General features: G+C 74.1%; 13 protein-coding genes. 6 read left to right on the top strand and 7 right to left on the bottom strand.

Translation table 11 applies throughout. The features are described 5' to 3' along the window. Window positions 1–80: 80 nt before the first annotated feature. From AC24HA_RS07630 to epsC, 4 genes are all read left to right on the top strand, one after another. Window positions 81–434: a GntR family transcriptional regulator gene (locus AC24HA_RS07630; protein ID WP_425708507.1), complete on the top strand. Its 354-nt coding sequence runs from the start codon at window positions 81–83 to the stop codon at window positions 432–434. Further along, window positions 431–1,537 (top strand): DUF1648 domain-containing protein, encoded by a 1,107-nt coding sequence (locus AC24HA_RS07625; RefSeq protein WP_425708508.1) that lies wholly within the window; start codon window positions 431–433, stop codon window positions 1,535–1,537. Before AC24HA_RS07630 ends, AC24HA_RS07625 begins: the two co-directional genes overlap by 4 nt. Window positions 1,538–1,917: 380 nt before the next feature. Then, on the top strand, window positions 1,918–2,853 hold the full coding sequence (gene cysK / locus AC24HA_RS07620) for a cysteine synthase A (protein ID WP_425708509.1): 936 nt from the start codon (window positions 1,918–1,920) through the stop codon (window positions 2,851–2,853). Window positions 2,854–2,869: 16 nt separating this feature from the next. Next, window positions 2,870–3,451 (top strand): serine O-acetyltransferase EpsC, encoded by a 582-nt coding sequence (gene epsC / locus AC24HA_RS07615; RefSeq protein WP_425708510.1) that lies wholly within the window; start codon window positions 2,870–2,872, stop codon window positions 3,449–3,451. A gap of 151 nt (window positions 3,452–3,602) precedes the next feature. On the opposite strand, the gene ptsP is transcribed toward epsC, so the two are convergent. The 4 genes from ptsP to AC24HA_RS07595 all read right to left on the bottom strand — a co-directional run bounded on the left by ptsP (window position 3,603) and on the right by AC24HA_RS07595 (window position 7,078). Then, the gene (ptsP, locus tag AC24HA_RS07610) at window positions 3,603–5,318 is read right to left on the bottom strand and encodes a phosphoenolpyruvate--protein phosphotransferase (protein ID WP_425708511.1); all 1,716 of its coding nucleotides are present in this window, start codon (window positions 5,316–5,318) and stop codon (window positions 3,603–3,605) included. After that, window positions 5,315–5,581 (bottom strand): HPr family phosphocarrier protein, encoded by a 267-nt coding sequence (locus AC24HA_RS07605; protein WP_425708512.1) that lies wholly within the window; start codon window positions 5,579–5,581, stop codon window positions 5,315–5,317. Before AC24HA_RS07605 ends, ptsP begins: the two co-directional genes overlap by 4 nt. 116 nt (window positions 5,582–5,697) lie before the next feature. Further along, window positions 5,698–6,717 (bottom strand): Fpg/Nei family DNA glycosylase, encoded by a 1,020-nt coding sequence (locus AC24HA_RS07600; protein WP_425708513.1) that lies wholly within the window; start codon window positions 6,715–6,717, stop codon window positions 5,698–5,700. Further along, on the bottom strand, window positions 6,710–7,078 hold the full coding sequence (locus AC24HA_RS07595; protein ID WP_425708514.1) for an MGMT family protein: 369 nt from the start codon (window positions 7,076–7,078) through the stop codon (window positions 6,710–6,712). The genes AC24HA_RS07600 and AC24HA_RS07595 overlap by 8 nt, the downstream gene beginning before the upstream one ends. Before the next feature lie 21 nt (window positions 7,079–7,099). Here AC24HA_RS07595 and AC24HA_RS07590 point away from each other — a divergent pair, with 21 nt between their 5' ends. Then, the gene (locus tag AC24HA_RS07590; RefSeq protein ID WP_425708515.1) at window positions 7,100–7,804 is read left to right on the top strand and encodes a hypothetical protein; all 705 of its coding nucleotides are present in this window, start codon (window positions 7,100–7,102) and stop codon (window positions 7,802–7,804) included. On the opposite strand, the gene AC24HA_RS07585 is transcribed toward AC24HA_RS07590, so the two are convergent. Genes AC24HA_RS07585 through AC24HA_RS07575 form a run of 3 tightly spaced genes read right to left on the bottom strand, consistent with a single transcriptional unit; the run spans window position 7,773 to window position 9,884 of the window. Continuing rightward, window positions 7,773–8,657, bottom strand: a complete 885-nt coding sequence (locus AC24HA_RS07585) for an alpha/beta hydrolase (RefSeq protein WP_425708516.1) — start codon at window positions 8,655–8,657, stop codon at window positions 7,773–7,775. The genes AC24HA_RS07590 and AC24HA_RS07585 overlap by 32 nt on opposite strands. Window positions 8,658–8,661: 4 nt before the next feature. Then, window positions 8,662–9,444, bottom strand: a complete 783-nt coding sequence (locus AC24HA_RS07580; protein ID WP_425708517.1) for a hypothetical protein — start codon at window positions 9,442–9,444, stop codon at window positions 8,662–8,664. After that, entirely contained in the window at window positions 9,441–9,884 is a 444-nt protein-coding gene (locus AC24HA_RS07575) for a ribose-5-phosphate isomerase (RefSeq protein WP_425708518.1), read from the bottom strand. The genes AC24HA_RS07580 and AC24HA_RS07575 overlap by 4 nt, the downstream gene beginning before the upstream one ends. A gap of 45 nt (window positions 9,885–9,929) precedes the next feature. Between AC24HA_RS07575 and AC24HA_RS07570 the strand changes: the two genes are divergently transcribed. Next, window positions 9,930–11,993, top strand: a complete 2,064-nt coding sequence (locus AC24HA_RS07570; RefSeq protein ID WP_425708519.1) for a M13 family metallopeptidase — start codon at window positions 9,930–9,932, stop codon at window positions 11,991–11,993. Window positions 11,994–12,007 lie beyond the last annotated feature (14 nt).

Raw genomic sequence — 12,007 nt, 5'->3', positions numbered from 1 at the left:
GGAGGAGGTCCCTCATCGCCAGACGAAAGTCCCCTCACTCGCGACTTGTTCTAGTTGCAATAGAACTATAGAATGAAGCCATGCAAGTGGTCATCGACACCGCCTCGGCGCAGCCGCTCTTCGAGCAGGTCGCCGCCCAGGTCCGTGGTGCCGTCCTGGCGGGCGAGGTCGGCCCGGGCGAGAAGCTCCCGTCCGCCAAGGACCTCGCCGCCGGACTGGACGTCAACCAGCACACCGTGCTGCACGCCTACCAGCTCCTGCGGGACGAAGGGTTCATCGAGCTTCGCCGCGGGCGGGGCGCCACCGTCCGCGAGGACCACCCCTACCCCGACCCGAAGCTCCTGCGCGCGATCGAGAACGTGCGCCGTGCCGCGACCGAGTCGGGCGTCCCGCTCAACACCGTCATCCACCTCCTCAAGGAGCCGCAGTCATGAGCGCCACCGGCCGGAACACGACAAAGCCCGGCCGCGGACCGATCCCGCACCGCGGACGTCGCCTGCTTCTCGGCGTCGTGCTCCCGCTCGCCGTGACGGCAGCCGCGTGGATCTACATCGCGGTAGTGGCCGGCGACCTCCCGGACCGGGTCGCGGTGCACTGGGGCACCGACGGGCCGGACCGGTGGAGCTCGGTGACCGAGCTGCTGACGATCCCCGCGGTGATGTGCGGCGTGAGCCTGGCGTTCACCTGCCCGCTCGCGGCGTTCACGGGGCGGCAGTCCATGACCCGCCGGACGATCGTCGGAATCTCGGCGGGGTTCGCCACGATGTTCGCCGGCATCGCCGTCTCGACGGTGCAGGTCAACCTCACCGACCCGCCGGGCGATCCCGTCGCCGGCATCGTGCTCGCCAGCCTTGCGGGTCTCGCCGTCGCGGTCGCGGCAGCCGCGGCGGCCGGCGAGGACCCGGTCGTCCCGGCGACCGATCCCGTGCCCGCCGACGCGGCCCGGGCGGACCTGGGCCCCACCGAGCGCGCCGTCTGGGTCCGCGGGACGGGGGCCTCCGTCAGGACGCTGGTCGTGATCGTGGTGCTGTTGGTCGGCTCCGGCGTCCTCATCGGCGCCCTCAGCAGCTGGTGGTGGGGCGCGGTCTTCGCGGCCCCCCTCATCGCGCTGGAGCTCGCACTGCTGCGCTACGTCGTCCGGGTCGACGCCGACGGCCTGGTCGCACGCTCGGCCCTCGGCGTCACCGTGCTGCGGGCACGCGCGGACGAGGTCGTGCGGGCCGACGTCGTCTCGATCGAGCCGTTCCCCGAGTTCGGCGGCTGGGGCCTGCGCACGGACGTCCACGGCCGCGTCGGCCTCGTCACCCGCAAGGGGGCGGCGGTGCGGATCGAGCGCACCGGCGGCCGCATCCAGGTGATCACCGTCGACGACGCCGAACGGGGCGCCGCCCTGCTCAACACCATGGCGGAGCGAGCCCGGCCGGTGTCGCACATCGAGGACACGCCGCTCGGGAGCGCCACCCGCCCGGGAGCGAGCGAGTCGATCGAGCCGCAGGGACCGGTCGCGGGCGGGCGGAGCGGCACGAGCACCGACTGAGTACCGGCCCGCACCCACATGGCGGACCGGGCCCACCATGCGTACATGCGAGCGGCACCGATCGGGCACCATGGGGACCGGCCACCGGCTAAGGTGGTTGAGAGTTCAATCCATCGGTGGCCACTGACGGCCCGTGCAGGGAGGTGACGCGTGCGCGACGACCTGGTGTCCCTCGCTCCCCCACCGCACTTCGGCTTCTGCACCGAGGGCGGCTGTCGCTAGGGCGTCGGGCCCGTAACCGCCGCCAGGCCTCCCGACCCCCCGCCCCGCCGACCCGGCCCCCACCGCTCGAGCCATGCCCGAGGACGGACCGGGTACGGCCTCGCCGTCATCGGCGCACCCGACCAGCACGCACACCCACCCAACTCTCGGAGGACCCCATGGCCCAGATCTTCGACGACGTCACCCAGGCGGTCGGTCGCACCCCCCTCGTCCGCCTCAACCGCGTGACGGACGGCGCCGGCGCGACCGTCCTCGCCAAGCTCGAGCACTTCAACCCCGCGAACTCCGTCAAGGACCGGATCGGCGTCGCGATCGTCGACGCGGCCGAGGCCTCCGGTGAGCTCACCGACGGCGGGACGATCGTCGAGGCGACGTCGGGCAACACCGGCATCGCGCTCGCGATGGTCGGCGCGGCCCGCGGCTACACGGTCGTCCTCACCATGCCGGAGACCATGTCGAAGGAGCGGCGCGCACTGCTGCGCGCCTTCGGTGCCGAGCTCATCCTCACGCCCGGGCCCGACGGCATGCGAGGCGCGGTGGAGGCCGCCGAGAAGGCCGCCGCCGAGCGCCCCGGGGCCGTCCTCGCCCGCCAGTTCGCCAACCAGGCCAACGTCGAGATCCACCGCACCACCACCGGCCCCGAGGTCTGGAACGACACCGACGGCGCCGTCGACATCTTCGTGTCGGGCATCGGCACCGGCGGCACGATCACCGGCGCCGGGGGCTACCTCAAGTCGCAGAAGCCCGAGCTCCACCTCGTCGCCGTCGAGCCGGAGGAGTCCCCGATCCTCACGGGCGGCAAGCCCGGGCCGCACAAGATCCAGGGCCTGGGTGCGAACTTCGTACCCGAGATCCTCGACACCGACCTGTACGACGAGGTCGTCGACATCAACCTCGACGCCTCGCTCAACTTCGCGCGCCGCGCCGCCACGGAGGAGGGCCTGCTCGTGGGGATCTCCTCGGGTGCCGCCATCGCGGCCGCCGTCCAGGTCGCCCAGCGTCCGGAGAACGCGGGCAAGACGATCGTCGTGGTCCTCCCGGACCTCGGCGAGCGCTACCAGTCGACGGCGCTGTTCGAGGGCCTGGTCGACTGACGTGCACGATTCCGGCGTGCCCTTCTGGGTCCTCCTGCGCGAGGACCTCGAGGCGGCCCAGCGCGGCGACCCCGCCGCCCGTTCCATGGCCGAGGTGGCCCTGGCGTACCCGGGCGTCCACGCCCTGTGGGCGCACCGGGTCGCGCACCGGATGTGGCACGCCGACCGGTCGCGCGGGCGGCTCCGGCTGCCCGCGCGGCTGCTCTCGCAGGTCGCACGCGCCGTGACCGGCATCGAGATCCACCCCGGTGCGGTCATCGGGCGACGCATGTTCATCGACCACGGCATGGGCGTGGTCATCGGCGAGACCGCCGAGGTCGGCGAGGACGTCGTCATCTTCCACGGGACCACGCTCGGCGGGGTCTCGATGTCGAAGGGCAAGCGGCACCCCACCGTCGGCGACCGCGTGACGATCGGGGCCGGCGCCAAGGTCCTCGGACCGGTGACCGTGGGCTCGGACGCCCGGGTCGGCGCCAACGCTGTCGTCGTCAAGGACGTCGAGGCCGGCACCTCCGCCGTCGGCGTGCCGGCGAAGGCGATCCGCCCCAAGGTGACGGCCGACGAGGCCCGCTGGATGGACCCGGCGATCTATATCTGAGGAACCAGCCGCATCGAGCTCGTGCCCGGGGTGGTGAGGTCGTGCTTCGGACGCACGACCTCACCATGTACGGCACGACCTCGACGACGGTGGCGGCCGCACCCGCTGACCAGCCAGCCCTACGGCCACGGGCGCGCACGCTCTCCGCGGCCTAGATGCCCAGGACCTCGCGCACGTCGGCGTGCAGCAGCCGGGCCACGGCCTCCCGTGCGGCGCCGGCGTCGCCCGCGGCGAGCGCCGCCTGCGCCATCGCCTCGCACTCGGCCGACGTGTGGGAGCGCAGCGCGTGCCGCACCTCCGCCAACGCCCCGGTGGACATCGACAGGCTCGTCACGCCCAGACCGGTCAGCACGAGCGCCATGAGCGGGTCGCCGGCCGACTCGCCGCACACGCCGACCGGCTTCCCGGCCGCCACACCCGCCGACGCCGTGCGCGCCACGAGGTCGAGCACCGCCGGCTGCCACGGGTCGAGCAGGTCGGCCAGGCCGCCGAGGAGCCGGTCGGACGCCATCGTGTACTGGGCAAGGTCGTTGGTCCCCAGCGAGCCGAAGTCCACCTCGGCGAGCACGCCCTCCGCTCGCAGTGCCGCGCCGGGGACCTCGACCATCACGCCGACCTTCACACCGGCTCCCTGCAGCCCGGCCTCCTGTGCTGCGGCAGCGAACTCCCGCGCCTCGGCGGCGGTGGCGATCATCGGCGCCATCACCCACAGCTCGGCGGCCCCCTCCCCCGCCTGCTCGCGGGCCTGCGCGAGGGCACGCAGCTGGTCCTGGACGAGGTCCGGCATCGTACGCACGAGCCGGTAGCCCCGGACCCCGAGGGCCGGGTTGTCCTCGTCGTCCTGGTTGGCGAACGCGAGCGGCTTGTCGGCCCCCGCGTCGAGCGTGCGCACCACGACCTTCCGCCCCGAGAACGCGCTCAGCACGGCGGCGTAGGCCTCCGCCTGGTCCTCGACGGTCGGCGCCTCCGCGGCGTCGAGGAACAGCACCTCCGTGCGGAACAGGCCCACGCCCTCGGCGGCGGTCGCCGCGGCCCGCTCGGCGTCCTCGACGGTGCCGATGTTGGCGAGCAGCTGGACGGCGTGGCCGTCGGAGGTCGCTCCCGGTTCGCGGTCGGACTCGAGGGCGTCGAGCGCCGCGGTCCGGCCCTCGATCTCGCGTCGTACGTCGTCGTCGGGGTCGAGGAGCACCCGGCCGTTCGCGGCGTCGACGGCGACGATCCCGCCGTCGGGCAGTCCGGTCGCCCCGGCGGCGCGGACCACGCAGGGCAGGCCGAGCTGGCGGGCGATGATCGCCGTGTGCGAGGTGGGCCCACCCTCCTCGGTGACGATGCCGAGCACGAGCGAGAGGTCGAGCGCGGACGTGTCGGCGGGCGAGAGGTCGCGGGCGACGACGACGGCAGGCTCGCTCAGCTCGGCACCCGGCTCCGGCTGCCCCGTCAGGCGGGCGACCACGCGGTCGCGGACCGAGCGCAGGTCGGTCACGCGCTCGGCCATGTAGCCGCCGATGGACTCGAAGGTGGCCGCGAACTCCTCGACGGCGTCGTGGACCGCGTGCGCGGGGCCGGTCCCGGAGCGCACGAGCTCGGCGGCGCGGGCGGCGAGCGCCGGGTCACCGGCCATGAGCGCCGCGGCACCGAGCACCTCCCCCAGCGTGCTGCCGGCAGCCGCCTCGGACCGCGCCGTGAGGTCGGCGCGCACGTCGCCGAGCGCCTCCTCGACGCGTGCGACGGCAGCCTCCGGATCTGTCGGCGCAGGCTCGTCCGCCGGGAGCTCCGGGCCACCACGGACGTGCCGGACCGGCCCGACGACGCCGCGGCGTCCGACCCCGATCCCGGCCAGCCCGGGGTGGGCTGCGGCGCCGGTCACTTGCCGTCCTCCTTCTCGAGCATGGTGACGAGCTCGTCCAGCGTCTCCTCGGCACCGTCACCGGCCGCCTCGAGCACGACCGTGTCCCCCTGCTTCACGCCGAGGCTCATCACGGACAGGATCGATCCGGCCGGTACCGGCGTCGCACCGTCCTTCGCGATGGTCACCGGAACCGGGCTCCTGGACGCGGCGGCGACGAAGTCCGAGGCCGGTCGGGCGTGCAGGCCCTGCGCGGAGGCGACGACGGCAGTTCTCTGCGACATGCGGACTCCTTCGTCGATGGAGGTGCCCGGGCGGACACCGACGTTCACCGCTCCACGATATCGGCGTCCCAGGCGCGTGCGCCTCCCCCTCGCCCACCGACCGCCCGCAGAGCTGCCTACGCGGCCCTCGCGCGGGACCTCAGCCTGCGCTGGCATCTGGCGCACCAGAACACGGTGCGCCCGGCGAGGTCGTCGATCGAGACCGGGTTCCCGCACACGTGGCAGGGCCGCCCGGCTCTCCGGTAGACGTACCAGCGGAAGTCGGCCTCCTCGTCCGTGGCCCGCTCGGCGGCGCGGGCCCAGGAGTCGGGGCGCGGGGCTCGGCGGTCCTCGGGGCGCGTGGTGACGATCACTCCGTGCTCGACGCCGTCCGCCAGCAGCTCCGCGACGTCGTCCCACATGGCGCGCAGCCGGGCCACGCTCACGGCACGCCCCTCGGTCCGCGGGTGGATCCGGGCGCGGTAGAGGGCCTCGGCCCGGTAGATGTTGCCCACGCCGGCGATGACCGACTGGTCCATGAGCAGCTCGCCGACGCTGCGGCGCGTCCGGCGCACGGCGGCGACGAAGCGCTCGGGATCGGCGTCGCGCCTGAGCGGGTCGGGCCCGAGCCGGTCGTGGACGGAGTCCTTCTGGCCCTCGTCGATGAGGTCGCACCGCGCGGGGCCGGTGAGGTCGGCCACGACGGTGTCGGTCAGGAGCCTGAGACGGACGGTGGGGCGCGGCTCGGGCACGACGAGCTCGGCGCTCGCCTCGGCCTCGATGTCCGCAGGGTCCGCCGGTACGACGGCATCGGCTACAGCTACGGCATCGGTGCCGGTGCCGGTCTCGGGTGCCCGGGAGGTGGGCCGACGCGGAGCGCCGATGGCGTGCGGCCCTGCTCCGTCGGCGGTGACGAACGCCCAGGCGCCGTACAGCCCGAGGTGGACGTGCACGAACCGGGGCTCGCCCCCGGCGGGCGGCTCGAGCTCGACGAACAGGTGCTTGCCGTGCGCGTCGGTCCCGGTCACGCGCCAGCCGTCGACGGCCCCGGCCCCGGCGTCGAACCGCCCCTGCGGGGACGAGGCGCGCACGACCTGACCGGTGAACAGGCTGTCGAGCATGGTGGCGAGCCTGCGGATCGAGTGGCCCTCAGGCATGCGTCTCGGGCGCCTTCCACGCGGTCGGCGCGTCCCACAGGGCGCGGCGGAGGTCGACCATCGTGGGCACCAGCGGCTCCAGCGGCGTCCCCTCGGACCGGTAGCGCACGCTCGCGTCGGCGCGCAGCTGCCGGGGCAGGGTGCCGTCGGCCCGCACGACCCGCCACCACGGCACGCGATAGCCGTGGCGTGCGAGGACGGTGCCGACGTACCGTGCGCTGCCCCGCCCCGTGCGGTCCCGGACGGCCTCGGCGATCAGGCCGTAGGTGGTCGCCCTCCCCTCGGGGACCTGCTGGGCGACGTCGAGCACCAGCTCGGTGAGCTCGGTGGTGGTGATCCCCACGGGCCTGGGTGCGGACATGGTCCTTATGATCGCAGCATCATGTCCTTCTCCACCCTGCCCACGCCCGCCTCCGCCGACGCGCACGGGGCTGGTTGCTCACACTGCGACGACTCCGTGCCCCACGAGCACATCGACGTCCGGGCCGAGCTCACCGCGGCCGCCCGCCGGTCGCGCCGCCGGTCGCTCGTCGTCACCGGGATCGCCGCCGCACCGCTGGTCCTCGGCCTCGTCCTCGCGGTCCTCGACGGCGCCGCGGGCCGCGCGGCGCTGCTCGCGCTCGCGGTGGGGGCCGGGTGGCTCGTCGCCTCCGCCGTCGGGGTGGTCCTCGTGCGCCGGGTCGGTCGCCGGTCCTCCCGGCTCGGCATCGCGGCCGGAGCCGCCACGACGGCGGCGCTCGGCCCCGTCGTCGGGCTCGCTGCCGCGATGGTCACCGGGGCGCCGGTCAGCCTTGCGACGGCCCTCGTCGCGGGCGGTGCCTGGTGGTCGGCCTCCGCGCTCGCCGACACGCTCGCCGCCGTGGCCTGGCGACGTTCCCTGTTCGAGCCCGGCGACGCCGCCGAGGTGGCCCGCACCCAGGCGATCGCCGGACGCGAGGAGAACCTCGCCCTGCCCCTCGCCTGGTTCGTCCAGGGACCTGCGGTCGCCGTGGCGGCACTGCTCGGCGGGCCGCTCGCGGTCGCGGTGATCCTGCTGGCCGCACTGTGCGCCGCCCTCAGCGTCCGGGGGTCGGCCCACCGCCGCTGACGCCCGTGAGCGAACGGGCGAGCTCGTCGAGCACCGCCGCCGTCTCCTCGGGCGCGGTGACCATCGGCCAGTGCCCGGCGTCGATCTCCCGGTAGGACCAGCCCGGGGTCGACGCGGTGACCGACGACGTCGGCGGATCGGTACGCAGGCAGCGCACATACCCGAGGGCCACCCCTGAGTCGGCCAGCTCGAAGTCCGGCGCGGGCTCGGCATAGGTCCCGAGCGGCTGCCCGCTCACGCGGGAGGCCATCCACGCATGGTCCGCGTCGGTCAGCCCGTGCCCCGGGAACAGCGCGTCGATCTCCTGGCGCGTGAACCAGGGCGTCGCCCCGTCGACGGCGAGGAGCGGCATCACCTCGGCCGCCCCGGGGCGCTGCTGGTCGAACCAGGACCGGCCAGGACTCGGCAGGACCGCGTCCACCATGACGACGGCGCGCACGGCACTCGTGCGGGGCGCCGGAGCGTGCGCGGACGTCGTCAGCGGCGTGGACGGACGGGCAGGAGTCCGCTCACTCGTCACGGGTGGGGCAACCGCACGGGCAGGAGTCCGCCCACTCGTCGAAAGGCGGACGAGAGCTCCCGCCGTGACGTAGGCGGCGAACGAGTGCGCGACGACGGTCACGCCCTTGCCGCCCTGGCCGTCCGCCTCGCCCTCGACGGCCGCTGCGAGGTCGTCTGCCCAGTCGCTGAGGGTGACCTCCGCGGCCGGCGTGGGGTCGCCGTCGATGCCGCGCAGGTGCGGCGTGACGACGCGGTGGCCCCGCCGCTCGAGGAGGGGCACGACGCGCTCCCAGACCCAGCCGCCCAGGCCGCTACCGCCGACGAGGACCAGCGTCGAGGGGCTCTCGACCACGGGCTCAGTCCTCGATCGTCACCGAGGCGAGGATCTGGTCGAACAACGGCTCGGCCTCGGCGAGCACGTCGACCGGGGACGTCAGCGTGATCGCGGCCATGCCCCCGCCCTCGAGCTCGAGGGGATAGAAGCGCTGGGTCGCGGGCAGGCCGTGCGGGGTGAGGTCGACCTCGAGCGGGGTGACCGTCTGGCCCGCCACCTCACGCGGCTCGAGCTCGACGAGCTCCTCGGCCGGCGCGCCCTCGGCGGCGACCATCTCCTCGAAGCTCTGCCCGGCGACGAACTCGGGGCTGTAGACGGTGAGGACACCACCGGGATAGACCTCGGTCTCCGAGATGCCGAACATCTCCAGCTCGGCGCCGCTCGGCGTCGCGCCCATGAGGTGCGTGAGCGAGATCCACTCGGCGGGCCAGGTCAGCGACACCGGGTCGATCCCGGCCGGCGTCCCCTCGCCGGCACCGTCGGCCCCGGCATCACCGTCCGCCTCGTCGTCGGCCGCGGCGTCGTCGGCGTCCTCCCCGGGCGAGGCCGAGTCGGCCTCGTCCTCCGAGGTCGCGTCGTCGGAGGCAGAGTCCTCGCCCGCGGTGGCGTCGTCGTCGGAGGCAGCCTCGGAGGTGTCCTCCGGCGGGTCGACCTCCTGCGCCTCGGGCGGCTCCGGACTGCCCGAGTCGGTCGACTCGTCGTCCCCGCCCCCGCATCCGGCGAGCGTGAGCGCGACCGCGAGGACCGCCCCGGCGAAGGCCGACCGGCGGCCGGCTCCGCCCCGACGGCTCGTGCGCGTGCTCATCGCTCGAGCTCCGCGACCTGGTCGATGCGCCGCTGGTGGCGGGCCTCGCCGGAGAACGGCTCGGCGAGGAAGGCGTCCACGATCGCGAACGCCTCGTCCTGCGTGTGCATGCGGGCGCCGATACCGACGACGTTGGCGTCGTTGTGCGCCCGGGTGAGGCGGGCGGTCTCGACGGACCAGGCCAGTCCGGCGCGCACGCCCGGCACCTTGTTGGCGGCGATCTGCTCGCCGTTGCCGGACCCGCCGATGACGACGCCGAGGGAGCCCGGCTCCTCGACGACGGCGCGGCCGGCCGTGAAGCAGAAGCCCGGGTAGTCGTCCTCGGCGTCGTAGGTGTCGGCCCCGTGGTCGACGACGTCGTGGCCGGCCCCCGTGAGGTGGGCGGACAGGGCGGACTTGAGCTCGAAGCCGGCGTGGTCGGCGGCGATGTGGACGCGCATGGCGCACAGTGTGGCACGCACCGTGCCGCGCCTACCCTGGGGGCCATGACCTCATCGACCACCGAGACCCCCGTCGACCTCGAGAGCTACGTCGACACCGACGTGCGCCCGCAGGACGACCTGTTCCGGCACGTGAACGGCCGCTGGATCGCGGAGACGGAGATCCCGGCCGACCGGGCGAGGATCGGCGGGTTCATCGACCTGCGCGACCGCTCCGAGGAGCGGGTCCGCGCCCTCATCGAGGAGCTCGGCGCGGCGGCCGCTGCCGACGGGGACCCGGAGGGTGTCGCCCAGCACGCGGCGGACCCTGCGGTCACCGACGCCGACCCGGCCGGTGCCGCCCCGAAGATCGGTGCGGTCTACGCGATGTTCATGGACGAGAGCGCCATCGAGGCGGCCGGGGCCGAGCCGCTCGCCGCCGACCTGGACCTCGTGCGCGGCGCCGACGACCACGCCTCGCTGGCTCGTGTCATGGGTGAGCTGCAGCGCACCGGGGTGTCCGGGCTGGCCGGGATCGACGTCTCGCCGGGCATCTCTGACCCGGACTACCTCGTGTGGTTCGCGCAGGACGGCATCGGGCTGCCCGACGAGGCCTATTACCGCGAGGCCGAGCACGCCGCCGTGCGCGAGGCGTACGCGGGTCATGTCGGCCGTCTGCTCGAGCTCGTCGGCGCGGTGGGGGCCGGCGAGGGCGCGGGTGCCGCCGAGCGGGTGCTCGCGCTCGAGACCCGGATCGCCTCGAGCCACTGGGACGTGGTCGCCACGCGCGAGGCGGACAAGATCGACAACCCGATGAGCTTCGACGAGCTCGCCGCCTCCGCGCCGGGCCTGGACTGGACCGCCTACCGCGCCGGCCTGCGGCTGCCCGACGGCGACCTCAAGCTGCTGGTGGCCACGCCGTCGGCGCTCGTCGGGGCGGCGGAGACCTGGGCCTCGACACCGGTCGACGACCTCAGGGTGTGGCTCTCGTTCCATGCGGCGGCCTCGCGCGCACCGTTCCTCACGAAGGAGATCGTGGCCGAGCGTTTCGACTTCGCCGGGCGCACGCTCACCGGCGCCCAGGAGAACCGCGAGCGCTGGCGCCGCGGGGTCGGCCTCGTCGAGGGTCTGCTCGGCGAGGACGTCGGGCGGCTCTACGTCGCCCGGCACTTCCCGCCGGCGCACAAGGCCCGGATGGACGAGCTCGTGGCGAACCTCGTCGAGGCTTACCGGGTCTCGATCGACGAGCTGGACTGGATGAGCGCGGGGACGAAGGAGCGCGCCCAGGCGAAGCTCGCCGCGTTCACGCCGAAGATCGGTTTCCCCGAGGTCGTGCGCGACTCCTCGGGCCTCGTCGTCACCGAGGGCGACCTCGTGGGGTCGGTGCGCGCGGGGCGCGCGTACTGGTGGGACGACGAGATGGCCCGCTACGGCACCGCGGTCGACCGCAGGGAGTGGCTCATGACGCCGCAGACCGTCAACGCCTACTACAACCCGGTGTGGAACGAGATCGTGTTCCCGGCGGCGATCCTCCAGCCCCCGTTCTTCGACCCCGAGACGGACGACGCGTTCAACTACGGCGGCATCGGCACGGTGATCGGGCACGAGATCGGGCACGGGTTCGACGACCAGGGTTCGAAGTTCGGTCCCGACGGCCAACTGTCGAACTGGTGGACCGAGGAGGACCGGGAGCGGTTCATGGAGCGGGCGAACGCGCTGATCGCCCAGTACGACGGCCTGGTGCCTGCGCAGCTCGGCGAGGGCTCGGAGGCGTCGGTGAACGGCGCGCTCACGGTCGGCGAGAACATCGGCGACCTCGGCGGCCTGGACATCGGTCTCAAGGCCTACGCCCTCGCGCTGCGCGCGCAGGGGATCGACAGCATCGACGACGCTCCGGTGCTCGACGGCCGGAGCGGCCTGCAGCGCTTCTTCACCGGGTGGGCCCGGGTCTGGCGGTCCAAGCACCGCGACGAGACCCTGCGCACCCAGATGGCCACCGACCCCCACTCCCCCGACGAGTTCCGGGCCAACGTCACGGCCAGCAACCTCGACGCGTTCCACCGTGCGTTCGACGTGCAGCCCGGCGACGGCGGCTACCGCGCCCCCGAGGACCGCGTCGCCATCTGGTGACGCCCGTCGCCCGG

It is taken from the genome of Georgenia sp. Z1491 (assembly GCF_057652395.1).
This window is presented reverse-complemented; position numbering and strand designations above follow the sequence as displayed.

Bases quoted from the DNA above. Each gene is read 5' to 3' on its own strand.
- AC24HA_RS07630 (WP_425708507.1), top strand. From the start codon at position 81: ATGCAAGTGGTCATCGACACCGCCTCGGCGCAGCCGCTCTTCGAGCAG.
- AC24HA_RS07625 (WP_425708508.1), top strand. From the start codon at position 431: ATGAGCGCCACCGGCCGGAACACGACAAAGCCCGGCCGCGGACCGATC.
- cysK (WP_425708509.1), top strand. From the start codon at position 1,918: ATGGCCCAGATCTTCGACGACGTCACCCAGGCGGTCGGTCGCACCCCC.
- AC24HA_RS07605 (WP_425708512.1), bottom strand. From the start codon at position 5,581: ATGTCGCAGAGAACTGCCGTCGTCGCCTCCGCGCAGGGCCTGCACGCC.
- AC24HA_RS07600 (WP_425708513.1), bottom strand. From the start codon at position 6,717: ATGCCTGAGGGCCACTCGATCCGCAGGCTCGCCACCATGCTCGACAGC.
- AC24HA_RS07595 (WP_425708514.1), bottom strand. From the start codon at position 7,078: ATGTCCGCACCCAGGCCCGTGGGGATCACCACCACCGAGCTCACCGAG.
- AC24HA_RS07590 (WP_425708515.1), top strand. From the start codon at position 7,100: ATGTCCTTCTCCACCCTGCCCACGCCCGCCTCCGCCGACGCGCACGGG.
- AC24HA_RS07580 (WP_425708517.1), bottom strand. From the start codon at position 9,444: ATGAGCACGCGCACGAGCCGTCGGGGCGGAGCCGGCCGCCGGTCGGCC.
- AC24HA_RS07575 (WP_425708518.1), bottom strand. From the start codon at position 9,884: ATGCGCGTCCACATCGCCGCCGACCACGCCGGCTTCGAGCTCAAGTCC.
- AC24HA_RS07570 (WP_425708519.1), top strand. From the start codon at position 9,930: ATGACCTCATCGACCACCGAGACCCCCGTCGACCTCGAGAGCTACGTC.